Source organism: Massilia sp. DJPM01 (assembly GCF_030348125.1).
GTDB lineage: Bacteria > Pseudomonadota > Gammaproteobacteria > Burkholderiales > Burkholderiaceae_D > Telluria_A > Telluria_A frigida.
On sequence record NZ_JAQOZV010000030.1, the window covers coordinates 67,044 to 90,669 of the forward strand.

At 59.2% G+C, this 23,626-nt stretch carries 24 protein-coding genes and 2 pseudogenes; 5 read left to right on the forward strand and 21 right to left on the reverse strand.

Annotated features, from left to right (window positions below):
- Positions 1-240: 240 nt before the first annotated feature.
- Positions 241-2,481: a M9 family metallopeptidase gene (locus tag PO883_RS19410; protein WP_289311210.1), complete on the forward strand. Its 2,241-nt coding sequence runs from the start codon at positions 241-243 to the stop codon at positions 2,479-2,481.
- Positions 2,482-2,635: 154 nt separating this feature from the next.
- On the opposite strand, the pseudogene PO883_RS19415 reads toward PO883_RS19410, so the two are convergent.
- From PO883_RS19415 to PO883_RS19495, 17 genes and pseudogenes are all read right to left on the reverse strand, one after another.
- Positions 2,636-3,029: pseudogene (locus tag PO883_RS19415) on the reverse strand (F0F1 ATP synthase subunit beta); the annotation flags it as partial.
- A 58-nt stretch (positions 3,030-3,087) separates the two neighbouring features.
- On the reverse strand, positions 3,088-3,747 hold the full coding sequence (locus PO883_RS19420) for a DUF3226 domain-containing protein (RefSeq protein WP_289311211.1): 660 nt from the start codon (positions 3,745-3,747) through the stop codon (positions 3,088-3,090).
- Positions 3,747-5,105: an ATP/GTP-binding protein gene (locus PO883_RS19425; protein ID WP_289311212.1), complete on the reverse strand. Its 1,359-nt coding sequence runs from the start codon at positions 5,103-5,105 to the stop codon at positions 3,747-3,749. Before PO883_RS19425 ends, PO883_RS19420 begins: the two co-directional genes overlap by 1 nt.
- 8 nt (positions 5,106-5,113) lie before the next feature.
- Entirely contained in the window at positions 5,114-5,536 is a 423-nt protein-coding gene (locus PO883_RS19430) for a F0F1 ATP synthase subunit epsilon (RefSeq protein ID WP_289311213.1), read from the reverse strand.
- Between the two features lie 56 nt (positions 5,537-5,592).
- A complete protein-coding gene (gene atpD, locus PO883_RS19435) occupies positions 5,593-6,993 on the reverse strand; it encodes a F0F1 ATP synthase subunit beta (protein WP_054265482.1) in 1,401 nt (466 codons plus the stop codon).
- A gap of 32 nt (positions 6,994-7,025) precedes the next feature.
- Complete coding sequence (atpG, locus tag PO883_RS19440; RefSeq protein WP_167091251.1) at positions 7,026-7,901, reverse strand: F0F1 ATP synthase subunit gamma; 876 nt, start codon at positions 7,899-7,901, stop codon at positions 7,026-7,028.
- A 131-nt stretch (positions 7,902-8,032) separates the two neighbouring features.
- On the reverse strand, positions 8,033-9,574 hold the full coding sequence (atpA, locus tag PO883_RS19445; RefSeq protein WP_167091249.1) for a F0F1 ATP synthase subunit alpha: 1,542 nt from the start codon (positions 9,572-9,574) through the stop codon (positions 8,033-8,035).
- A gap of 78 nt (positions 9,575-9,652) precedes the next feature.
- Complete coding sequence (locus PO883_RS19450) at positions 9,653-10,186, reverse strand: F0F1 ATP synthase subunit delta (RefSeq protein ID WP_167091246.1); 534 nt, start codon at positions 10,184-10,186, stop codon at positions 9,653-9,655.
- Positions 10,187-10,188: 2 nt separating this feature from the next.
- Positions 10,189-10,659, reverse strand: a complete 471-nt coding sequence (locus tag PO883_RS19455; RefSeq protein WP_289311214.1) for a F0F1 ATP synthase subunit B — start codon at positions 10,657-10,659, stop codon at positions 10,189-10,191.
- 79 nt (positions 10,660-10,738) lie between these two features.
- Complete coding sequence (atpE, locus tag PO883_RS19460) at positions 10,739-10,984, reverse strand: F0F1 ATP synthase subunit C (protein WP_038494309.1); 246 nt, start codon at positions 10,982-10,984, stop codon at positions 10,739-10,741.
- 94 nt (positions 10,985-11,078) lie between these two features.
- Positions 11,079-11,918 carry a F0F1 ATP synthase subunit A gene (gene atpB / locus PO883_RS19465; RefSeq protein ID WP_289311215.1) on the reverse strand — a complete coding sequence of 280 codons (840 nt, stop codon included), beginning with the start codon at positions 11,916-11,918 and terminating at the stop codon, positions 11,079-11,081.
- Between the two features lies 1 nt (position 11,919).
- Positions 11,920-12,258 carry an ATP synthase subunit I gene (locus PO883_RS19470; RefSeq protein WP_099873359.1) on the reverse strand — a complete coding sequence of 113 codons (339 nt, stop codon included), beginning with the start codon at positions 12,256-12,258 and terminating at the stop codon, positions 11,920-11,922.
- A gap of 428 nt (positions 12,259-12,686) precedes the next feature.
- On the reverse strand, positions 12,687-13,565 hold the full coding sequence (locus tag PO883_RS19475; RefSeq protein WP_167091242.1) for a ParB/RepB/Spo0J family partition protein: 879 nt from the start codon (positions 13,563-13,565) through the stop codon (positions 12,687-12,689).
- Positions 13,566-13,584: 19 nt separating this feature from the next.
- Positions 13,585-14,355: a ParA family protein gene (locus tag PO883_RS19480; protein ID WP_289311216.1), complete on the reverse strand. Its 771-nt coding sequence runs from the start codon at positions 14,353-14,355 to the stop codon at positions 13,585-13,587.
- Positions 14,356-14,469: 114 nt separating this feature from the next.
- Positions 14,470-15,117 carry a 16S rRNA (guanine(527)-N(7))-methyltransferase RsmG gene (gene rsmG / locus PO883_RS19485; protein WP_289311217.1) on the reverse strand — a complete coding sequence of 216 codons (648 nt, stop codon included), beginning with the start codon at positions 15,115-15,117 and terminating at the stop codon, positions 14,470-14,472.
- Positions 15,114-17,045, reverse strand: coding sequence for a tRNA uridine-5-carboxymethylaminomethyl(34) synthesis enzyme MnmG (gene mnmG / locus PO883_RS19490; protein WP_289311218.1), 1,932 nt, complete (start codon positions 17,043-17,045; stop codon positions 15,114-15,116). Before mnmG ends, rsmG begins: the two co-directional genes overlap by 4 nt.
- A 187-nt stretch (positions 17,046-17,232) precedes the next feature.
- Positions 17,233-17,997: a TSUP family transporter gene (locus PO883_RS19495; RefSeq protein WP_167091234.1), complete on the reverse strand. Its 765-nt coding sequence runs from the start codon at positions 17,995-17,997 to the stop codon at positions 17,233-17,235.
- A 142-nt stretch (positions 17,998-18,139) separates the two neighbouring features.
- Between PO883_RS19495 and PO883_RS19500 the strand changes: the two genes are divergently transcribed.
- Positions 18,140-19,306, forward strand: a complete 1,167-nt coding sequence (locus PO883_RS19500) for an iron-containing alcohol dehydrogenase (RefSeq protein ID WP_289311219.1) — start codon at positions 18,140-18,142, stop codon at positions 19,304-19,306.
- 15 nt (positions 19,307-19,321) lie between these two features.
- Here PO883_RS19500 and PO883_RS19505 read toward each other — a convergent pair whose 3' ends face one another.
- From PO883_RS19505 to PO883_RS19520, 4 genes are read right to left on the reverse strand one after another with little or no spacing between them, the layout of a single operon-like run.
- Positions 19,322-19,720 (reverse strand): 4-oxalocrotonate tautomerase, encoded by a 399-nt coding sequence (locus PO883_RS19505; protein ID WP_289311220.1) that lies wholly within the window; start codon positions 19,718-19,720, stop codon positions 19,322-19,324.
- A 44-nt stretch (positions 19,721-19,764) separates the two neighbouring features.
- Positions 19,765-20,181, reverse strand: coding sequence for a MarR family winged helix-turn-helix transcriptional regulator (locus PO883_RS19510; RefSeq protein WP_289311221.1), 417 nt, complete (start codon positions 20,179-20,181; stop codon positions 19,765-19,767).
- Positions 20,174-20,434 carry a hypothetical protein gene (locus PO883_RS19515; RefSeq protein ID WP_289311222.1) on the reverse strand — a complete coding sequence of 87 codons (261 nt, stop codon included), beginning with the start codon at positions 20,432-20,434 and terminating at the stop codon, positions 20,174-20,176. Before PO883_RS19515 ends, PO883_RS19510 begins: the two co-directional genes overlap by 8 nt.
- Positions 20,435-20,451: 17 nt before the next feature.
- A complete protein-coding gene (locus PO883_RS19520; RefSeq protein ID WP_289311223.1) occupies positions 20,452-20,616 on the reverse strand; it encodes a hypothetical protein in 165 nt (54 codons plus the stop codon).
- A gap of 292 nt (positions 20,617-20,908) precedes the next feature.
- On the opposite strand from PO883_RS19520, the gene istA reads away from it, so the two are divergent.
- The 3 genes and pseudogenes from istA to PO883_RS19535 all read left to right on the forward strand — a co-directional run.
- Positions 20,909-22,426, forward strand: a complete 1,518-nt coding sequence (gene istA / locus PO883_RS19525; protein ID WP_289311224.1) for an IS21 family transposase — start codon at positions 20,909-20,911, stop codon at positions 22,424-22,426.
- An 8-nt stretch (positions 22,427-22,434) separates the two neighbouring features.
- Positions 22,435-23,223, forward strand: coding sequence for an IS21-like element helper ATPase IstB (gene istB / locus PO883_RS19530; RefSeq protein WP_289311225.1), 789 nt, complete (start codon positions 22,435-22,437; stop codon positions 23,221-23,223).
- Between the two features lie 254 nt (positions 23,224-23,477).
- Positions 23,478-23,626 (forward strand): annotated as a pseudogene (locus PO883_RS19535) (IS6 family transposase); the annotation flags it as partial.

The window sequence follows — 23,626 nt, forward strand, 5'->3', positions numbered from 1 at the left end:
TCGTCATCTCCCGCCGGCGCGCTGTGCCGGAATTGCCAGTGTCGGCGGGGAAATTGAACAAACCTGATTTTTGCGGCCATTGAGCCGCATTTACCCATATGCATCCGGGATAGTATCAGCACGCCTGATGGCTTGCAGCACGGTGGGAACCACCCCTTCCCACCTCATGACGCCTGCGCCGGCACACAATCTGGCCGGCGCAGCGTCAATCACCGATTGATAATTCCAAGGAGCGAGACAATGTTTGTAGAACGCAAAATCGTATTACTGGCCGGGCTGATCAGCGCCTGTTTCAGCAGTGTCACCTATGCAAAGCAAGCCGATGAAGGCCATACGCACCAAGCGCTGAAACAGGCGCAAATGCCGCATGCGCGCCAGACCCTGCCGCCAACCATGGAGCAGCAACGCTTCAACGTGGCGCCGACCGTCAAGCCGCGTACCGACCTGATGCCGAAGGCGCTCGAGACCGGCCGCATGAGCCTGTTCGCTGCCACGCCCGAGTGCAAGAACATGGATACCCTGACCAACTACAACGGCGCCGCGCTGGCCGATTACCTGGTCGCCATGCCCGATTACGAGTGTACCTATCCCCTGTTTTCGCTGACCCCGGCGCAAGCGGCCAAGGCCTATTCGTCCGCCAACATGAGTGCCATCGCTTCCCGTTTTGCGCGCGAAGCGAGCGCTTACAACGCCAGCGACCGCGCACTGGTCAACCTGGCGCTGTACCTGCGCGCCGGCTACTACCTCGGTGGCGGCGGCACCATCCCGACGCCATCGGCAGCCTTCACCGCTGCGCTGCGTGCCCCGATCAAGACCCTGGTCGAAGGCAGCGTGCTGTACAAGACCAATCCGGTCGCCGGCAGCACGGCGGCCGAGATCATCAAGCTGATCACCAACACGCATGATGAAGCCTACTTCGTGCCCTCGATGAAGAAGCTGGTGGTGCGCTACACCAATTCGGCGAGCAATCCGAACGCGGTCGACGCGCTCAAGCAATATGACGCCGCCGGCGGCATGACCTCGGCACTGACGGTGCTGTTCTACGCCCATTCGCGCCCGGACGCGCTGCCGCTGCTGCAAAGCGACACCAGCTACGCGGTCGCGCTGAACAACTTCGTGGTGCAGAACAAGGCCGCGCTGTTGAATACGTCAACGGCCTACATGCTGACCGATGCCGCCAACGAAGCTTTCCGCTTCATGCAGTACCCGGCGCAAAAAGCCACCGTCAAGCCGATGGTGCAAAGCATGCTGTCGAACAGCAGCATGACCGGCACCGACAGCGCGCTGTGGCTGGCGGCCGCCTCGGCCGTCAAATACTATGACAACGCCAACTGCACCCAGTACGGCACTTGCGGCTACGAGCAAAAACTGGCCGACGCCGTGCTCAAGGTCAGCTACACCTGCAGCCCGACCCTGCGCATCCGCGCCCAGGAAATGACGACCGCCCAACTGCAGTCATCGTGCGCCATCTTGCAGAAAGAAGAAGGCTACTTCCACGACATGCTGCTCACCAAGCGCACGCCGGTGGCCGGCGACAAGAATACCTCGCTGGAACTGGTGATCTTCAACGACTACGCCAATTACGGTAAATATGCGTCGGTTATCTACGATATCCCGACCAACAACGGCGGCATGTACCTGGAAGGCAACCCGGAGTCGTCCACCAACCAGGCGCGCTTCATCGCGCACGAAGCATCGTGGCTGCCGGCGTTCGCGGTGTGGAACCTGGAACATGAATACGTGCACTACCTCGATGGCCGCTTCAACATGAAGGGCGACTTTACCGCCGGCGTGGCCAAGCCGACCATCTGGTGGGTGGAAGGCATCGGCGAATATCTGTCGCTGCGCAACAATAATCAGCAATCGATCGATAAGGCACGCACCGGCACCTACAAGCTGAGCCAGATTTTCGGCAATACCTACGAGATGAGCGACTACACCGACCGCGCGTATCGCTGGGGCTACATGGCAACCCGCTTCATGGTGGAAAAGCACCGTAGCGATGTCGATGCGGTGCTGGGCAAGTTCCGGGTCGGCGATTACGATGGCTACCAGAACTACATGAACTATATCGGCACCCGTTACGACAACGAGTTCGCGTCCTGGGTGAAGACCGCCACCACGGCCGGCGAGCCGCCGCTGCCGACGGTCAGCCTGCCGCCATGCGCCAACAGCACCCAGCTGGGCAAGAACTGCTCGATCGGCGGCTTCGGTTCGTCGAGCGAACGCTACGCCTACATCTCGCTGCCGACCGGCGCCAAGAACCTGCGCCTGTTCACCAGCGGCGGCACGGGTGACGTCGACCTGTACGTGGGACGCGCCCACTATCCGACGACCAACTGGTATGACGCGGCATCGGCCACGCCAGGCAACCGCGAGAGCGTCACGTTCAGCACGCCGACCAACAATCAGTGGTATTACATCATGCTCAAGGCCAAGCAGAGCTTTGACGGCGTGACCCTCAACGCAACGTACGATTAAGTTGCCGGCAAGGCCGCGGCGTCCGCGGCCCGACCAAGAAACGCCGTCTTCGTGACGGCGTTTTTTTTTGAACGCAGCGGAGCTGGGCGATCCTGCGCCGATCGCGCCCCGGCCAGGACAGTCGGTGAATGCGGCCACGGCAGCAGGAGGTGCAATCGAGTGCGCCCGAGGCGATCATTTTGAAGCCCTTGATCGTGCCTTTCAGCGAAACGTATTTGCCTGGGGAACCGGTAAACACTTCAGCAACGTGGAAAGGCTGCGGCAGGAAACGCTGCAACTTACGTGCGCGCGAGACCATCAGTTTGTCTTCCGGGGCCAGCTCGTCCATGCCCAGAATCGCGATAGAGTCGGGTAATTTCTTTGTAGCGCTGCGGGGTGCCCGGCACGGGGCGCGCGGTTTCTTCGTGTTCCTGGCCGACGACCAGCGGGTCCAGTTTGGCGCGAAGTCGAGTCGAGCGGATCGACCGAAGGGTAGATACCCAAGAAAGCGATGTCACGCGACAGGGCAACGGTCGAATCCGGGTGGCAAAGGTGGTTGCCGGCGATGGACCGATCGAATTTATTGACTGAGCCGGGCTTTCTTGCCTCAAAAAATTCCGGGTAAAATCATGAATAGATATGCTTGATCCAGCTGACCAGCTGCAAAAATGGCAAACTTGTCTCATCCAAGAGCTTTTCCTTGACAGCAGACTCCATTCCACGCCCGGGAAACTCTTGCAACGCCAGCCAAGTTGCCACCTCAGCCTTTATCTGATGTAGTGCCTTGAATTTCGGGGCGGCTAATTTATCAATTATTTTTTCTACATCTTGCATGAGTTGGGTTTCGCCCGGAACTATTGATGCTTTTATCCAATGTTCGAGCATACCTTCATCTCGGTTATTGGGCATTATCCACAAACCAATATCATGCAAACCGTCTGAATTTTGAAATAACAACCCGTTTATATTGGGACGACGGATGGGAGAAAAACCAAAATGGGAAACTATATTGGTAACTCTTTCATAAGTCCGGACGAAACCCAGTCCATGCTCGCTTGCGAAGTCGGCATCGACCACTAAAGCGAGCCGCGCAAGGCTGCCATCGGCGAGCTGGTTTAACATCGATGGTAACAAGGAAAAGACACCTTCTTTGTTGTTTGCGCGGCCGCCAAGCGCCTTCGGTGGCGCGACTTTGATCGAGGCTTTAATCGCCAACGAGCTACATAGTTCAGTGTAAAACGCCTCGTCCGATTTTCCTTCTACCACGAGAATAGATGTCGAGTTCATCAACGTACCTCGACGTCGGCCTGGGTTATTCCGTACAGCTGGTCCTCATCGAAAACCGTTGCAATTATCCGGCCGCGGTCACTATCCCGTACACTTTTTCCAACTCGGAACAGCACCCCATCTACATCCGATTTTGCTACGGCGACTTTTGAAAAACTCTCTATGCAATCCCAACTGTGCGTTGTAGCAAAAATTTGAATGTCAAGTTTTACTGCGATATCGAACAGGAGTTCCCATACTTTTTCTTGGACAGTATAGTGAAGACCGTTTTCAAACTCGTCGATAAGCAAGATCCCTCCGGTTGCGGGAAATGCCTTGAGCACCAATTGAAGCACCCGAACCATTCCGTCGCCCATACTGTTAAGAGGAACTGGAAAGTCGATTGACGACAAACGCACCTTTCCAATGCGTTTTGGCTCTCGACGTAATGACGATGGCGTTTCCAGGTCACGAACGAATGCTAAGTCTTGAAACTCAGGGGAAATGATGTTCAACGCTTGCCGGACAATCGTCTCGTTTTCAGTCAATACAATTTCATCCCATCCTTGTGCCAATTCCTCCATTGTTACAAATTGAGTTGGAACTACGCTGCAAGGAAGAACCTCGGACAATTCGGCAAATGAAGTTCTGATACGCTGAGCCGTAAGATCAAGCCAAATTCTGAAGAATTTTTCATTTTTTGAAACAAAGAGCGATTGGATAATTGAACCATCACTCTCATTGGTGATAGCGGAGCGTTCGATTTCCCGCCTGACGGTTCGAATAGTCTGTTCACCTTCCACGTCAACCGACTGTTGCGTTTCGATCAAGAATCCGTGGCGGATGCGCAAAGCGTCAGGATGATTTTCCGCTTCGCCGATCAATATGCTTGTCTCGCTATCTACTGGAAATCGCCGACCGGTAAAAAATGCCTCAAACAGTGCAGCTTGCGGCTGCCCGCGTTCCGGGCTATCTATTCTTGATTTCTCATCATGTTCATTTGCAACCTGCTCGAGAAGCTCCCTATTCGCATTTCCTGCATAGAGGCGCAGGGCCTCGAGCACAGTGCTTTTGCCTGAATTATTTTTGCCGACGATGAGATTTACCCGCCCCAGCCGTGGAACGTGAAAATCTTGCAAGGAGCGAAAGTTCTTTATTCGCAGGGAGTTAAGCATCTTACCCTCCAATGTGGTGCGATCAACTGCCAACTCATGGTTGTGCAAGTCGTTGAGATTTAGCGTCGACGTCATGCCTGGCATACTGTGCTTACGATGGCACCAAGCATGAATCAGCGCAGAAGCGTTAGCGCTATTGTAAGCGTAGCGCGTTACGCACCCACGTAAAAAAAGGCAGCCGAAGCTGCCTTTTTTCTGATGCATGGTCCGGCTTAACGCTTGCCGCGCAGCCTGGCAATTGCTGCCAGCTGGGCGATCGCCGCCGCCATTTCGGCTTGCGCCTTGGCGTAGTCGATCTTCGATTCTTTGTTGACCATTGCTTCTTCGGCCGCTTTTTTGGCGGCCAGTGCTTTTGCTTCGTCCAGGTCGCTACCGCGGATAGCGGTGTCTGCCAGCACGGTCACGCCGTTCGGCTGCACTTCCAGGATGCCGCCAGCGACGAAGACGAACTCTTCTTCGGCCTGGCCAGCCACCTTGATCCGTACCGCACCCGGCTTGATGCGCGTGATCAGCGGGGTGTGCTTGGGATAAATCCCCAGCTCGCCTGCTTCACCCGGCAACGCGACGAACTCGGCTTCGCCCGAAAAAATGCTGGCTTCGGCCGATACCACGTCAACGTGAAATGTGTTTGCCATGTGTGTCCTATCGGGTTCCGGCGCCACGCTGGTTGAGCGCGGCGCCCTCGCCTGTCTTAGTTGAGCTTCTTGGCTTTTTCGATTGCTTCTTCGATCGTGCCAACCATGTAGAACGCTTGCTCAGGCAGGTGATCCAGTTCGCCCGATGCGATCATCTTGAAGCCTTTGATCGTGTCTTTCAGCGAAACGTATTTGCCTGGAGCACCGGTAAACACTTCAGCAACGTGGAAAGGCTGCGACAGGAAACGCTGCATCTTACGTGCGCGCGCCACCAGCAGTTTGTCTTCCGGTGCCAGTTCGTCCATGCCCAGAATCGCGATAATGTCGCGCAATTCCTTGTAGCGCTGCAGGGTGCCCTGCACAGCGCGCGCGGTGTCGTAGTGTTCCTGGCCGACGACCAGCGGGTCCAGCTGGCGCGAGGTCGAGTCGAGCGGGTCGACCGCAGGGTAGATACCCAGCGAAGCGATGTCACGCGACAGGGCAACGGTCGAATCCAAGTGAGCAAAGGTGGTTGCTGGCGATGGATCGGTGTAATCATCCGCAGGGACGTACACGGCCTGGATCGAGGTGATCGAACCGGTCTTGGTCGAGGTGATGCGCTCTTGCAGACGGCCCATCTCTTCGGCCAGGGTAGGCTGGTAACCCACGGCCGATGGCATACGGCCCAGCAGTGCCGAGACTTCGGTACCGGCCAGGGTGAAGCGGTAGATGTTGTCCACGAAGAACAGAACGTCCTTGCCTTCGTCACGGAACGATTCAGCGATCGTCAGGCCGGTCAGCGCAACACGCAGACGGTTACCCGGCGGTTCATTCATCTGGCCGTAGACCATCGCCACTTTGGAGTTCTCTGGATTTTCCAGGTCGACCACTTTGGCATCGGCCATCTCGTGGTAGAAGTCATTACCCTCGCGAGTACGCTCACCCACGCCGGCAAACACGGAGACGCCCGAGTGTGCTTTTGCGATGTTGTTGATCAGTTCCATCATGTTCACGGTCTTGCCTACACCAGCACCGCCGAACAGACCGACTTTACCGCCTTTGGCGAACGGGCAGACAAGGTCAATCACCTTGATGCCGGTTTCCAGCAGGTCTTGCGATGGCGACAGTTCGTCGTACGCAGGCGCCACGCGGTGGATCGATGCGGTTTGCGCGTGCGAGACCGGACCGCACTCGTCGATCGGGTTGCCCAGCACGTCCATAATACGGCCCAGGGTCGCTTTACCGACCGGTACCATGATTGGCTTGCCGGTGTTCTGGATTACCATGCCGCGACGCAGACCGTCGGAGGTACCCAGTGCAATGGTACGGACAATGCCGTCGCCCAGCTGCTGTTGTACTTCCAGGGTCAGCTCGGAGCCTGCCATTTTCAGTGCGTCGAAAACCTTCGGCATTGCATTGCGTGGGAACTCAACGTCCACCACAGCGCCGATACACTGAACGATTTTGCCATCAGCCATGTTCGTTCCTTCAATAGTATTTAAATTCGGGTTTAGACCGCGGCCGCACCGGCGACGATCTCGGAGAGTTCTTTGGTAATCGCAGCCTGGCGGGTCTTGTTATAGATCAGCTTCAGATCGCCGATGACGCTGCCGGCGTTGTCGCTTGCCGCTTTCATCGCCACCATCCGCGCCGATTGCTCGGACGCGAGGTTTTCGGCCACTGACTGATACACCAGCGCTTCCACATACCGCACCAGCAGTTCGTCGATCACGGTCTGCGCTTCCGGCTCGTAGATGTAGTCCCATGCGTGACCACTCTTGTCGCCTTCCAGCTTGTCGGCGGTCAGCGGCAGCAGCTGCTCGACCATCGGGATTTGCTTCATCGTGTTTACGAACTTGGTGTAGCAGATATAGACTGCGTCCAGCTCACCTTCCTCGTAGCGGTCGAGCATGACCTTGATCGGCCCGATCAGCTTGTCGAGGTGGACCGTATCGCCGATCTGGATCGCATGCGACACGACCTTCACGCCAACGCGGTTCATAAAACCCAAACCTTTGTTGCCAATGGCAACCGCTTCAATCTTGTTGCCAGCCGTTTCCAGCTCGCGGGTCTTTTGCGTCAACAGACGCAGGATGTTGGTGTTCATGCCGCCGCACAGACCCTTGTCGGTCGTGATGACGATGAAACCAACCGCCTTCGCTTTCACGTTCTTGCCTTGCGCCATGAACGGATGCGTGTATTCCGGATTTGCCGTAGCCAGATGCGAGGTGATGTTACGAATCTTGTCACTGTAAGGGCGGGCGGCCCGCATCCGGTCCTGCGCCTTGCGCATTTTGGACGCGGCGACCATTTCCATCGCCTTCGTGATCTTCTTCGTATTCTCTACGCTCTTGATCTTGTTACGTATCTCTTTGCCTACTGCCATGAGTCCTTACTCCTTTTGATTCCAGCCGTTTAGCATGTTGAGGACCGACTTTCGCTACGCTCAAGTCCTTCCCACAACTTATTAAGTCTTGAGGACCGACCTGCGCTGCGCGCAGGTCCGTCCCACAAGGATTAATACGCGCCGGATTTCTTGAAGTCAGCAATGGCTGCGGCCATGGCGGCTTCGCCATCCTTGTCCAGTTGCTTGGTTTCTTCGATCTTGGCCAGGAGAGCAGCTTGCTTGGTCTTCATGTAGCCGTGCAGACCGGATTCGAATGCCAGTACTTTTTTCACTTCCACGTCATCGAAGTAACCTTTGTTCACTGCGAACAGGGTCACGGCCATGATCGAGATCGACATTGGCGAATACTGGGCCTGCTTGAGCAATTCGGTGACGCGAGCGCCACGGTCGAGCTGCTTGCGGGTCGATTCGTCCAGGTCGGAAGCGAACTGCGCGAACGCAGCCAGTTCACGGTACTGCGCCAAGTCGGTACGGATACCGCCGGACAGGTTTTTGATGACCTTGGTCTGGGCGGCGCCACCGACGCGCGATACCGAAATACCGGCGTTAATCGCAGGACGGATACCCGAGTTGAACAGCGAGGTGTCCAGGAAGATCTGGCCGTCGGTAATCGAAATCACGTTGGTTGGAACGAACGCGGAAACGTCGCCAGCCTGGGTTTCGATGATCGGCAGTGCGGTCAGCGAACCGGTCTTGCCTTTGACGGCGCCACCGGTGAAGTCTTCCACGTATTTTGCGTTCACGCGTGCCGCGCGCTCGAGCAGACGGCTGTGCAGGTAGAACACGTCGCCAGGATAGGCTTCGCGGCCTGGTGGACGGCGCAGCAGCAGCGAGATCTGACGGTAAGCAACAGCTTGCTTGGACAGGTCATCGTAGACGATCAGTGCGTCTTCGCCGCGGTCACGGAAGTATTCGCCCATGGCGCAACCGGAGTATGCGGAAATGTATTGCATGGCAGCCGACTCGGAAGCCGATGCTGCGACGACGATGGTGTATTCCATCGCGCCGTGCGTCTCGAGCGAGCGCACGATGTTCTTGATGGTCGATGCCTTCTGGCCGATCGCGACGTAGATACACGTCATGTTCTGGCCCTTCTGGTTGATGATCGCATCGATCGCGACAGCCGATTTACCGGTCTGGCGGTCACCAATGATCAGCTCGCGCTGGCCACGGCCGATCGGTACCATCGAGTCGATCGACTTCAAACCGGTCTGCATTGGCTGCGAGACGGATTCGCGGGCGATCACGCCCGGTGCGATTTTTTCGATCGCGGCGGTCAGCTTGGCGTTGACAGGACCCTTGCCGTCGATCGGCTGGCCCAGGGCGTTGACAACACGGCCCTTGAGTTCAGGACCGATTGGCACTTCCAGGATGCGGCCGGTGGTCTTCACGGTGTCGCCTTCGGAAATGTGCTCGTAAGCACCCAGAATCACGGCGCCGACGGAGTCGCGCTCGAGGTTCATCGCCAGGCCAAACGTGTTGCCCGGGAATTCCAGCATCTCGCCCTGCATCACGTCCGACAGGCCATGGATACGGCAGATACCGTCGGCTACGGAGATTACCGTGCCCTGATTGCGAATATCAGCCGAACCTTCGAGGCCTTGGATCCGGCTTTTGATCAGTTCGCTGATTTCAGATGAATTAAGTTGCATGCTAACTCCTAATAGTTTCTTGATGCGTAAGGCAAGGGCGTAGACGCCGGCGCAGTGCGGGTCGTGACGACAGGCGCGTTACGTCGTCAGCGCAACATGCATCTGTTGCAGCTTGGCGCGTACCGAGGTATCGAGCACTTCATCGCCGACGACCACGCGCACACCACCGATCAGCGAGGGATCCACTGTCACCGTTGGGTTGAGCTTGCGGCCAAATTTCTTTTCCAGCGTCGCGACCAGTTGCGCAACCTGCGGCTGGGCAATCTCGAAGGCGCTGGTGATGTTGGCGTCCGCGGCACCGGCATTCGTGTTCTTGAGCACCTGGAACTGGGCGTAGATTTCCGGCAACAGCGACACGCGGTGGTTTTCGACCAGCATGGCAACGAAGTTGTTCACTTCCGCGGTGAGCGGCGACTTCAGCAGCGACACTACGGTCGCGGCAACGTCGGCGGCGACCACGTTCGGGTTGGCCGCGAAGGCCAGCACATCGTGGTGAGCGCCGAGCTGGGCCAGCTCGGACAACACTTCGGACCAAGCCGCCACGTCGCCTTGCTGGGCAACACGGTACAGGGCTTCGGCGTAAGGACGGGCGACGGTTGCGATTTCGGCCATGATTACAGCTCGACCGACAACTGCGTCAGCAGGTCGGCGTGGGCCGCTGCGTTCACTTCGCGCTTGAGGATCTGCTCGGCGCCTTTGACGGCGAGGGCAGCGACCTGGCCACGCAGTTCTTCGCGCGCACGGTTAACCTGTTGCTCGGCATCTGCCTTGGCGGATGCGATGATGCGGGCCGCTTCTTCAGCAGCTGCTTTCTTGGCATCGTCGAGGATCATGGCGGCGCGCTTGTCGGCGGCGCTGATACGCTTTTGACCTTCGTCACGGGCAGCGGCCAGGTCTTTCTGGACTTGCTCGTGGGCTTTCTGCATTTCTTCCTTGCCGCGGTCAGCTGCGGCCAGGCCGTTCGAGATCCTCTGGATGCGCTCGTCGAGCGCTTTCATCAGTGGGGGCCACACGAATTTCATCGTGAAACCAGCCAGGATGAAGAAGACCACGAACTGGGCAAACAGGGTTGCGTTTAAGTTCACGGTGTTTTCCTTCTTACAAAAACGGATGCCGAACCCGGAAGGTTCGGCAATTCATAACCAGCGAAGTGCCGAACGAAAATTACTTCGGAACGAATGGGTTGGCGAATGCGAACAGCATTGCGATACCAACACCGATCAGGAACGCCGCATCGATCAGACCAGCCAGCAGGAACATTTTGGTTTGCAGGGTGTTCATCAGTTCAGGCTGACGAGCCGAAGCTTCGAGGTATTTGCCGCCCATGATAGCGATACCGATACAAGCGCCGATAGCGCCCAGACCGATGATCAAACCGCAAGCCAGAGCAACAAAAGAAAGGTCAGTCATGAGAGTTCCTTCAAAAAGTAAATTAAAAACTAGATTAAAAATTACAAACTTTGCCAACTACTACTATGTTTCGATTCTGTTCGAGCTGTGCCGATCAGTGACCTTCATGCGCCTGGCCCAGGTACACCAGGGTCAGCATCATGAAAATGAACGCCTGCAGGAACACGATCAGGATGTGGAAAATAGCCCAGACCGAACCGGCGATGACGTGGCCGACAAAGCCAAACGTCGTAGCCATCGCACCCAACAAAGCGATCAACAGGAACAGCAGTTCGCCAGCAAACATGTTGCCGAACAGTCGCATGCCGAGCGACACGGTTTTTGCTGCGTACTCGATGATGTTCAACAGCAGGTTGAACGGCGCCATGGCAATGCCGAATGGCGCGGAAAACAGTTCGTGAATCCAGCCGCCGAAACCCTTGATCTTGATGCTGTAGTAGATCATCAGTGCGAACACGCCCAGGGCGATGCCCAGCGAGCCGTTCAGGTCGGCGGTCGGAACCACACGGTGATACGGGAAGATATGTTCGATGCCCAGCAGCTTGAACAGGCCGGAGAACAGGTCGACCGGCAGGAAGTCCAGCGAATTCATCAGTGCAACCCAGACGAACACCGTCAGTGCCAGCGGCGCGATGAAGCTGCGGTCGCCATGCACGATGCCCTTGGCCTGGTTGTCGACCATCTCGAACACCATTTCAACGGCCGCCTGGAAGCGGGTCGGCACGCCGGAGGTGGCCTTGCGGGCCGCCATCCACATGATCAGGCAGCCAAGAATGCCCATGGCGATCGACCAAAACATGGTGTCCATATTGATAATGGAGAAATCGACCACATTTTCCTGATGCTTGGTCGAAAAGTGACCCAGGTGGTGCTTGATGTATTCTGATGCGGTCGGCGCGTGTGCTGCGCCGGCTTCAAGTGTTGGACTCGTCATGTCAGTGCCTAAATATTAAGAATATGTAACTTTTCAGCGCCACGATGAAGCCGCCAATCATGGCGAACACATTCAAGTCGCGGTACAGCGAGAAGGTCGCGGCAATCAGCGCCACCGTCAAAGCAATCTTTATGAATTCCCAGATAAAAAACGATATCGGGTCGGCCCCACCTGGTTTCTTCGTATTGGCGAACAGGCGCAACGCGAAAACGGCATTGGGCAAGACACAACACAATCCGCCGAACACCGCCGACAACATCGCAGCCCATCCCCCCAGAAGCGCGGCGATAAGGCCAGCAGCGACTGTTACCATCAATTGCAGGGAGACTAAGCGCAACATGTTGTATTCCTTGCGCCAGCCATATAAGTGCCGTGTTCCGGTGTCTGAATTATGTGAATCAGCGGGATTATAAGTGCTTATGCTTGCGTGCGTCAAACGTTGCTGCACTGTGAATGAACGCGATTGTGTCCAAAAACCACGCATTTTTCTGCAATCTGCACTAAACGGGGGCGAACTGGTCCTCCTTGTTAAAAGTTAACTAGAAGCAACGTCTTGCGTGATAATGGTCGCGCGGGCGGGTGGTGGGGCGGCTTGCCGGCTGCTGGCGCGGGGTACGGTTATATCGTAGGCGCGTGGTGGGGAGGGGGCAATTACCTGGGAGGTTATGGCCCGTCGTTCCTGGCATTGCCAGAAACGACTTCCCGCGCAGGCGGCACTCGGCGCGGGAACGACGAGGGTGGAGGTGGGAACAACGATGTTGGGGTAACTTACGCCCGCAAACGCGCCAGTACGCCGTCCAGGATATCGAGATCGGCGAAATCGATGATCATCTGTCCCCTGCCCTTCGCCCCCATCTTGAACAAGACCGGCGTGGCCAGCTTGTCGGACAGCTCTTCTTCCAGCCGGGTGATATCGCCCGATTTTTCCTTCTGGCGCACAGTGGCTGGATTGTTCTGCTCTTCCAACTCCCTGGCCACCAGCTTTTCGGTTTCGCGTACCGACAGGCGCTTGGCCACCACCTGGTTGGCCAGGCTGATCTGGCTGGCCGGGTCGACCGCCAGCAGCGCGCGCGCGTGACCCATGTCCACGTCGCCCGCCATCAGCAGGGTTTGCACCGGTGCCGCCAGGTTCATCAGACGCAGCAGGTTCGATACCGCGCTGCGCGAGCGCCCCACCGCCGTCGCCGCCTGCTCGTGCGTGAAATTGAAGTCCGAGATCAGGCGATGAATTCCCTGCGCTTCTTCCAGGGGATTGAGATCCTCGCGCTGGATGTTCTCGATCAGCGCCATCGCGGCGGCGGCCTGGTCGTCCACATCGCGCACCAGCACCGGGATGTCGTTCAGCCCGGCCAGTTGGGCCGCGCGGAAGCGCCGTTCGCCGGCGATGATCTCGTAGCGCACCGCGCCAGTCAGGGTGTCCTGCCCGATCGGGCGCACCAGCACCGGCTGCATGATGCCCTGGGTTTTGATCGACGCCGCCAGTTCGTTCAGCGCACCTTCATCCATGCGCGTGCGCGGCTGGTATTTACCGGCCTGCATCTGGTGCACCGCCAGCGTGGACGGCGTATCGGGCTTGGCGCCCTCGCCATCGCCGCCCAGCAGCGCGTCGAGCCCGCGACCGAGCCCTTTGAGTTTTTTGGTTGCCATAATTCTTGAATGCCTTCGTTTACATTGTTTTGATGCGTTCGACCATCTCGGCGCCAAAGGCGATGTAGGCCTGCGCCCCTTTCGAGGACGGATCGAACACCACGCCCGGCACGCCGTACGACGGCGCTTCGGCCAGGCGCACATTGCGCGGGATGATGGTGTTGAAGACCTTGTCGCCGAAGTGCTGCTCCAGCTGGGCCGATACCTGCTGCGACAAGGTCATGCGCGGATCGAACATCACGCGCAACAGGCCAATGATCTTCAGGTCGGTGTTCAGGTTGGCGTGCACCTTCTTGATGGTGTTGACCAGATCCGACAAGCCTTCCAGCGCGTAGTACTCGCATTGCATCGGGATGATGACGCCGTGTGCGGCGCACAAGCCGTTCAGGGTCAGCATCGACAGGGCTGGCGGGCAGTCGATCAGGATGAAGTCGTATTCCTTGTCGACCGACGCCAACGCATCCTTCAGGCGGCGCTCGCGGTTTTCCAGTTCGACCATTTCAACTTCGGCGCCGGCCAGCTCGCGGTTCGAGGGCAGCACGTCGAAGCGCCCCGCTTCCGAACGCGTACGCGCCGTGCTCACGTCGGCCTCGCCCAGCAGCACTTCATAGGTCGATGCCTTCAGGCCCGCCTTGTTGATGCCGGCGCCCATGGTCGCGTTGCCCTGCGGGTCCAGGTCGACGAGCAGCACGCGCTGGTCCAGTTTGGCCAGGCCCGCTGACAGGTTGACGCTGGTGGTGGTCTTGCCTACGCCGCCCTTTTGATTTGCAACGCAAAATATTTTCGCCATGTATGCTCTTATGATAGTTTTGATGCAAACGATTTATACTGTTTTAATCGTATAAACCGTTTATTCGATTTATATAGTTTGCTTAATATAAATCGTTTATTTGATTTATACTGTTTATTGGTTCTTCTCGATAAATACGAGATGCCGCTCCGCCTGCAGTCCTGGAACCTGGATAGGCCGTAATTCGCTCACTTTCCAGTCGCCCGGCAGCCGTTCCTGTTCGTCCGCCGGCGCCGTGCCTTTGAGGGCGATGAATTTGCCGCCCTCGGCCAGCAGGTGTCCCGACCAGTTGACGAAGTCGGACAGGTCGGCAAAAGCGCGCGAGGTGATGACGTCGAATTTGTGCGGCACCTGCAACTGCTCCACGCGCGCCGTGTGCACAGTGACATTGGCCAGGCCCAGTTCGGCTTTGACTTGGGTGAGGAAGGCTGTCTTCTTGTGCACGGTATCGATCAGGGCTACTTTCATGTCCGGCCGCGCGATGGCGAGCACGATGCCAGGCAAGCCGCCCCCCGCGCCCACGTCCAGCACGCTGACGGCGCCCGCAAAGGCGGATACCGCAGCCAGCGAATCGAGCGCATGGTGCGTCACCATCTGCATGGGATCGCGCACCGAGGTCAGGTTGTACACCGAGTTCCACTTGGCCAACAGCGCCAGATAGTCGAGCAGTTGCCCGTGCTGCTGTTCGTTCAGGTCGAGCTTGAGTTCCTTGATGCCATTGGCCAGCACCGGCGCAATGGCGTTACGGTCGAAAAACTTCATCCTGCCAACTCCTCGTTGAGGGTGGCAAAGCCTTTGGCGCCACGTTTTTTCAAATGCACCAGCAGCAGCGAGATCGCCGCCGGCGTCACGCCCGAGATGCGCGATGCCTGCCCCAGCGTTTCAGGACGCTGCTTGTCGAGCTTCTGACGCACCTCGATCGACAGCGCGCTGATGTCGAGATAGTCGAATCCAGCCGGCAACTTGAGGTTTTCGTAGTGGTCGTGACGCTCCACTTCCTTGGCCTGGCGGTCGATATAACCCGCGTATTTGAGCTGGATTTCGACCTGTTCCTTGACTGCGGGATCGTCAACGCCCGGACCGGCCAGCACCTGGCCATCCACGCCGGACAGGCCCATCAGCTTTTCATAGTCCACGCCCGGACGGCGCAGCAGGTCGGCCAGCGAGTATTCGCGCTCGATGGCTTGTCCGATCACGCGCTCCGATTCGGCGCTGGCGAGGATGCGCGGGTTGACCCAGGTCGTGCGCAGGCGTTCCAGTTCGACAGCGACAGCTTCGCGCTTGCGCTCGAATGCCTCCCACTGGGCATCGCCCACACAGCCGAGTTTGCGGCCGATGTCAGTCAGGCGCATGTCGGCATTGTCTTCACGCAGGCTCAGGCGGAACTCGGCGCGGCTGGTGAACATGCGGTACGGCTCGGCCACGCCCTGGGTGGTGAGGTCGTCGACCAGCACGCCAAGGTAGGCTTCGGAACGGCCCGGAACCCAGGCCTCGCTGCCCTTGGTCAGCAGCGCCGCGTTGATTCCGGCCAGCATGCCCTGCGCTGCCGCTTCTTCGTAACCGGTGGTGCCGTTGATCTGGCCGGCAAAGAACAAGCCCTGTACGGCCTTGGTTTCGAGCGAGGTTTTCAGGCCGCGCGGGTCGAAATAATCGTATTCGATGGCATAGCCCGGACGCAGGATGAAGGCGTTTTCCATGCCCTTCATCGAGCGCACCAGGGCGATCTGCACGTCGAACGGCAGGCTGGTCGAGATACCGTTTGGATAGAATTCGTTGGTCGTCAAGCCTTCCGGCTCCAGGAAAATCTGGTGCGATTCCTTGCCGGAGAAGCGGTGGATCTTGTCTTCGATCGACGGGCAGTAGCGCGGGCCGACGCCCTCGATCACGCCGGTATACATCGGGCTGCGGTCCAGGCCGGCACGGATGATGTCGTGCGTCTGCGCATTGGTATGCGTCACCCAGCACGGGACCTGGCGCGGGTGCATGGCGGTGTTGCCCATGACCGAGAACACCGGCACCGGATCGAGGTCGCCCGGCTGCTCGGACATTTGCGAAAAGTCGATGCTGCGGCCATCGATGCGCGGCGGCGTGCCAGTCTTGAGGCGCCCTTGCGGCAGCTTCATTTCCTTCAGGCGCGCCGACAGCGAGATCGCAGGCGGATCGCCAGCGCGGCCGGCGGAGTAATTTTGCAGGCCGACGTGGATCTTCCCATCGAGGAAAGTGCCGGCCGTCAGCACCACCGCTCGGGCGCGGAACTTGATGCCGATCTGGGTGACAGCGCCGACCACGCGGTCGCCTTCGAGCATCAGGTCGTCGACCGCCTGCTGGAACAGCCACAGGTTCGGCTGGTTTTCCAGGCGCGAACGGATGGCTTGCTTGTACAGGATGCGGTCCGCTTGCGCGCGGGTAGCGCGTACGGCCGGGCCCTTGGACGAGTTAAGGATACGAAACTGGATACCGGATTCGTCCGTGGCAATCGCCATGGCGCCGCCCATGGCGTCGACTTCCTTGACCAGTTGCCCCTTGCCAATGCCGCCGATAGACGGGTTGCAAGACATCTGGCCGAGCGTTTCGATGTTGTGGGTGAGCAGCAGTGTCTTCTGGCCCATGCGGGCAGAAGCGAGCGCAGCCTCGGTGCCGGCATGGCCGCCGCCGACGACGATGACGTCGAATTCAGTTGGAAATAGCATGATGGAGTGTAGAGCGAGGGATATGAGGCCCGATTATAGAGTCTTTTCGGCCCCCCGGGTCTTTTGCACCCAGAATCACCGTTTTTTACACAACGGATTGTTTCACGTGGAACGTCGCGTTTGACGAACGCGGATTGTTTCACGTGGAACGTCGGTCAGCTCACCACGGCTGTTCCACGTGGAACATCTACCACTTCACGATGGCGTCGTAGCTGGTCTTCACAATCAGCAAGCTCACCACCACCAGGAATAGCTTGCGCACGAACGCGCTGCCGTGCTTGATCGCCAGCCTGGTGCCGACCAGGGAACCTGCAACCTGGCACACCGCCATCAGCAGGCCCAGCTGCCAAAGGATATGTCCGCTGTAGCCGAACCACATCAGCGCAGACAGATTGCACGCCACGTTGACCACTTTGGCGGCAGCAGACGCGCTGAGGAAATCGAATCCGAAAAAGCGCACGTACAGAAACAGCAGGAAGCTGCCGGTACCGGGGCCGAAGAAGCCGTCGTAGAAACCAATCGCGGCACCGATGCCCAGCGCCACCCAGCGCTCGGTCGATCCGCTGTGCAGCGGCGCGTGGACGCTGCCGAAATCCTTCTTGCGGAAAGTGTAGACCGCCACCGCGACCAGCACGAACGGCAGCAGGGTGCGCACGAAATCGGCCGGCACTTTGGTCACGGTGTACGCGCCGGCAAACGACAGCAGCAAGGCCGACACCGCCGCCGGTGCCGCAGCGCTCCACGCCACCCTCACCTTGCGTGCGTAATTGACCGCCGCTGCGCCAGTGCCGAAGATGCCCGCGAACTTGCTCGTGCCCAGCAAGGTCGCCGGGATTTCACGTGGAAACACCGAGAACAGCACAGGCACCTGGATCAATCCACCTCCGCCCACCACCGCATCGACCAGGCCGGCAAGAAATGCCGCGCATCCGAGTAACGCAAAATCGATCATGTTTTCCTTGGGAAGTGGACTCAACAACAGAGTCAGATATTGTACGTAAGAAATCTCTCCCGCGTTTCCGACGGCCATTTTCATGACGGTGAAGAAGATGGTGTAAACTTTTGGGATCCCCCACCGACTTTGCAGGTGCACAATGACCCACTCCGCCGAGTTCAGTTTCAGTACCGTTCCCCATCTGGTATCGGCCCCCGGCGCAGCCAGCCGGCTGGGGTCGATGGTCGCCAGCCACTTCCCTGCCGCCCGCCGCGCCCTGATCGTCACCGACCCCGGCTTCCTTGCCACCGGGCTGGTGGACGCGCCGCGCCGCTCGCTGGAACAGGCTGGCCTTGCCGTGCAGGTCTGGTCGGACGTGGTGGCCGATCCGCCGGAATCGGTGGTGCTGCAAGCGGTGGACGTGGCGCGCCAGCTTGGGGCCGACCTCGTCATCGGCCTCGGTGGTGGCAGCTCGATGGATGTAGCCAAGCTGATCGCCGTGCTGGCCGGCAGCGACCAGCCGCTCAGCCAGATCTATGGCATCGGCAATGTGCGCGGCACGCGCCTGCCGCTGGTGCAGGTTCCGACCACGGCCGGCACCGGATCGGAGGTGACCAACATCGCCATTGTCACCACCGGCGCGACCACCAAGATGGGCGTGGTGGCGCCCCAGCTGTATGCGGACCTGGCGATCCTGGATGCGCAACTGACGCTCGGCCTGCCGCCCATGGTGACGGCCGCGACCGGTATCGATGCGATGGTGCATGCCATCGAGGCATACACCAGCAAGCACAAGAAGAACCCGCTGTCGGATAACCTGGCGCGCGAGGCGCTGTCGCTACTGTCGCGCAACCTGCTGCGCGCGTGCGAACACGGCAGCGATCTGGAGGCGCGCCAGGCCATGCTGCTCGGCGCCTGTTTCGCCGGCCAGGCATTTTCCAACGCGCCGGTGGCGGCAGTGCACGCCCTCGCCTATCCCATCGGCGGCATATTTCACGTGCCACATGGCCTGTCCAACTCGCTCGTGCTGCCGCATGTGCTGCGCTTTAACCTCTCGCACGCCAGCGCGCATTACGCCGAGCTGGCCGGCATCATCGTTCCAAGCCTGAGCGGCAGCGAGGAGGCGCGCGCCCATGCGCTGATCGGCGCCATGGAAAGCATCGCGGCCAAGACCGGCATCCAGACCATGCTGCGCCAGGTCGGCGTTGGGGCAGGCGACATCGACCGCCTGGCCGATGACGCGATGCTGCAAACCCGCCTGCTCGGCAACAACCCGCGCGAGCTCACCCGCGACGATATCCACGCCATCTACTGCGCCGCGTACTGAGCGAGCCGGCCCGCTTTACGCGTCCGGATGCTGGTAGCGGCATTCCTGCGTCTTGCCGCCATACCCGTAGGCCGTGGCGCGCACATCGTCGACGTAGATGTAGCTCTCGTCGTGCAGGGGGCCGAGCAAGGCGGCGAAGCCGGCGAACACCTCGGCAATATAGAGCGCCTTTTCATCCTTGGTATTGGTTTCGTCGGTGACCTTGATGTCGACGTAGACGCTGTGTTTGCGTTGCTCGCGCAAAGACAGCCCGGCCACGATCCAGCTGTCGGGATCGACAAAATCGATGGCGATGGAGGTAAGCTGGCGCTTCTTCCTCAGGATGCGGGTGGTCTTGTCGAGCAGCAGATCGGCAATCTGCCGGATCAGTTCGGGGGTTTTCACTGCGCTGACTTTCACGTTCAGGATCGGCATATCACTTCCTTTTAATTAGCTATGCAACTACTTAGGTAAAAGAATCAGGCGACGGCGGAGCGCGCCTGCTTGAGCGCGCCGACAATGGCGGCAAACTGTTCGGGTTCCAGCAGCTGTTTCAACCTGGCGGTAACGGCACCGCTGGCGGCGTTGAGTTCGTCGTGAATGGCGCGCGCGGCAGGCTCCGGAAAGACCGCGCATTCGCGCCCATCCCCGCCCGTGGCGCGACGGCCGATCAGCTGCAACTTCTGCAAGCCATCGAGCGAACGGGTTGCGGTCGGGCGGCTGATCACCAATTCCCTGGCCAGCTCGCTTTGCAGCAAGCCGGGACGGGCCAGCACCGCGCGCAGCATGAAGGCCTGCGAAGGCGTCAGTCCGAACGGCTTGAACGCGCGCGTCCACTCGCGCTCGAGAACGCGCGCCAGGGCAGTGGTGTTGAAATAGAGGCAGTGATCAAACATGACTCCACTGTAGCCCAAGATAGTTCGCTATGCAATCACATTGTGGAAATTGTTTCACGTGAAGCAATTTGGGCAGTTTGCAGCGTGCGAAGCAGGCCAGCAGGTGCTGGTTGACTGCCCCGGCAATGCCGCGCAGCTGGAATACCAGCACGTAATAGCCCTTGAGCAGCTGTAGCGGCCCGCCGGCGGTGTATGCTGCCTTGGCGCCCACCGAGAGCGCTACAAAGCGCTCCACGCGCCCTGGCGCGACCATGCAGACGTTCCAGCCAATCACCGCTCCCCAATCGCGGCCACCAGCAAAACCCGCTCGATCTCCAGCGCATCGAACAAGCCGATCACGTCCGCCCGCAACTGCGTTATCGCGTAGGCGTGTTTCCTGGCGGGCGCCTCGATTTTGCCAAAGCCGCGCAGGGGTTCTGTCGCGTTGTTGATCAAACGGCGGAATTTTCCGGGAACGGCCAGTGCCCCTTAAACTGGACGGACCATTCCTGCTGTGAATTTTCGGCGTTAAGGAGCCATTTCGTTGTCGGCGTTAAGGCGCCACCAAATCGTCGCCGTAATGGCGCCACAAGATCGGCGGCGTAAAGGCGCCACTTCATCGTCGGCGTAATAGTGCCGCTCGATCGTCGGCGTTAAGGCGCCACCGTTCACGGGCTCAAACTTTCATTGATCGGCTAGACTCCCCGGCATTTCGCCTGGAGAAGCCGTGACTAAACGGAGGTTCGAGATGTATCAATACCGTCATATCTTGACGCGCATGCGTCAGGGAGATTCAGACCGGGAGATAGCCCGGTCGAAGACCATGGGGCGCAAGAAGATCGCCCAGGTTCGCGAGTTGGCGAGCGCGCGTGGCTGGCTTGCACCCGGCACGGCATTGCCGGACGACGCAGTTCTGGCATCGGCGCTCGTGCGCAAGGAGCCGCTGCCGAGCACTTGCATATCCACGTTGGAACCGTGGCGTGCGCAGATCTGCAACTGGTACGCCGCCGGCATTCAAGGGACCATCATTCACGCCACGCTGGTGCGCAATCATGGCTACACCGGCAGCTACTCGGCAGTGTACCGGTTCCTGCACCAGTTGGTCGTCGACGAGGTGGCCGAAGTGCCGCTGCGGTTGGAGTTCAAACCGGGTGAAGCGGTTCAAGTCGATTTCGGCGCCGGCCCGCCCATCACCGACGTGCATACCGGGGAAATCTTCAAGACCTGGTTCTTCGTGATGACGCTGGCGTGGTCACGCCACCAGTACGCCGAATTCGTGCGCGACCAGACCGTGGCCACCTGGCTCGGTTGCCACCGCCGTGCCTTCGAGTGGTTCGGTGGCGTTGTCGAACGCGTCACGATCGACAACGCTAAATGCGCGATCACGCGGGCCTGCGTGTATGAGCCGGAGGTGCAGCGTTCGTACGGCCAGTGCGCCGAAGGATATGGGTTCAAGATCGATCCATGCCCGCCTAGAGATCCGCAAAAGAAGGGAATCGTGGAGTCCGGCGTCAAGTACATCAAGGGCAGCTTCCTGCCGCTGCGCGAGTTCCGCGACCTGGCGGACGCCAACCGGCAACTCCACGAGTGGGTACTGGGACAAGCGGGCAACCGCATTCACGGAACGACCCGCACGGCCCCTCTGAAGCGCTTCGCGGACGTCGAGAAGAGCTTGCTCAAACCCTTGCCCGATGTGCCGCCCCAGCTGGCCACCTGGGTCAAGGTCAAGGTGCACCGCGATACCCATGTGCAGTTCGAGTACAACTACTCCGTGCCGTTCCGCTTAGTCGGCCAAGCCCTGTGGCTCAAGGCCAGCGACACCGTCGTGACGATGTACCTCGAGCATGAACCGGTCGCCACACATGTCCGATTGAAGCATCGGGGTGAACGCAAGACCGTCCCCGACCACATGCCGCCGGAGGCACAGGCCTGGCTGCTCAAGGACACAAAGTGGTGCATGGCCGAAGCCGAACGGGTGGGGCCGGCATGCATGGCCATGATCCGTGCGATGTTCGGCGATAAGGTGCTGATCCGCATGCGCGCCGTGCAGGGCGTGCTTGGGCTGCAGAAGAAATACGGCGCCGTGAGGCTGGAAGCGGCCTGCTCGCGCGCCAACCACTATGGCACGCCCGGTCTCAACGTCGTCAAGCGCATCCTCGAGAAAGGCCTCGACCAGCAAGACCTGCTGGCGGCGTTCGACGCGCTAGCCAGCACCTACACCGAGGGCGGCCGTTTCTACCGCGCCACCAACACTATCCTTCAATAAGAACGACCATGCATCCAATTCCAGAACTGACTTCCCTGCTCAAACAACTGCGCCTGTCCGGCATCCTCGACTCGCTGGAGGCGCGCAACCGCGAAGCCATCGACCGCAAGCTGTCCTTCACCGAGTTCCTGAGTCTGCTCATTCATGACGAGGTCGCCCGCCGCGACCAGAAGAAGCTGGCGCAACGCATGCGCCGGGCGAACTTCCGCAACCAGAAGACGCTCGACGGGTTCGACTTCAACCGCTTGCCAGGCTTGAACCGCGCCGCCGTCCATGACCTGGCCACCTGCCGCTTCATTGACGAGAAGGTGGCCGTGCTCATCGCGGGCCCCTGCGGGACAGGCAAGAGCCACCTGGCGCAGTCGCTAGGGCACGCCGCAGCGCGCCAGGGCTACGACGTGCTGTTCATCACCCAGACCCAGCTGATGGTCAGTCTGCGCACCGCACAGGCGATGGGAACGTATGAGCGGCGTCTGCAGTACCTCAGCAAGGTGGCGCTGCTTATAGTCGATGACTTTGGCCTGAAGCCGCTCCGTCCGCCCGAGGACGAGGATTTCCATGACCTGATTGCTGAACGATACGAGAGAACGGCGACGATCCTGACATCGAACCTCCACTTCGACGAATGGGGCGCCGCCTTCGCGGCTAACAAGATGATCGGCGCGGCGACCTTGGATCGTTTACGCCATGGCGCTTACAAGCTCGTGCTCGATGGGGATAGCTATCGTGCCTTGCCACCGGCCTCAGAAGCGTCCAAACCACCAACCGAAAAGGGGCGGAAGGTAGAGACGCAATGAGCGTTTTGTTCAATATAAATCGTTTATATTGTTAATGGATTTTAGGGGGATTCGTTCCGGACCATGCCGGCGTGAGTACCCTCTCTTTACCTTGGCCGGCCTCCAGGCTGGTTTCCGAAGCGCGACTTCAGACAATCTGGGGCGCTGCCGGCAACTCTTGGCAATGACCGCTGTCGCCCCACAGCTGACCTCGCGCCGTAATAGCGTGGTTGCCGTGATGATGGGCGCCAAAGGGTTGCGCAATTCGTGGCCGAGCATACCCGCTGAGCTACCGGCACCTCGAAGAGATGATGGAAGAGCGGGGGTGTCGGTCGACCATTCGTCGATCAACCGTTGGGCGATTCGCTTCCTGCCGCTCATCGAGAAGATGGCCCGGAAACACAAGTGCGCGGTCGGCGTCAGT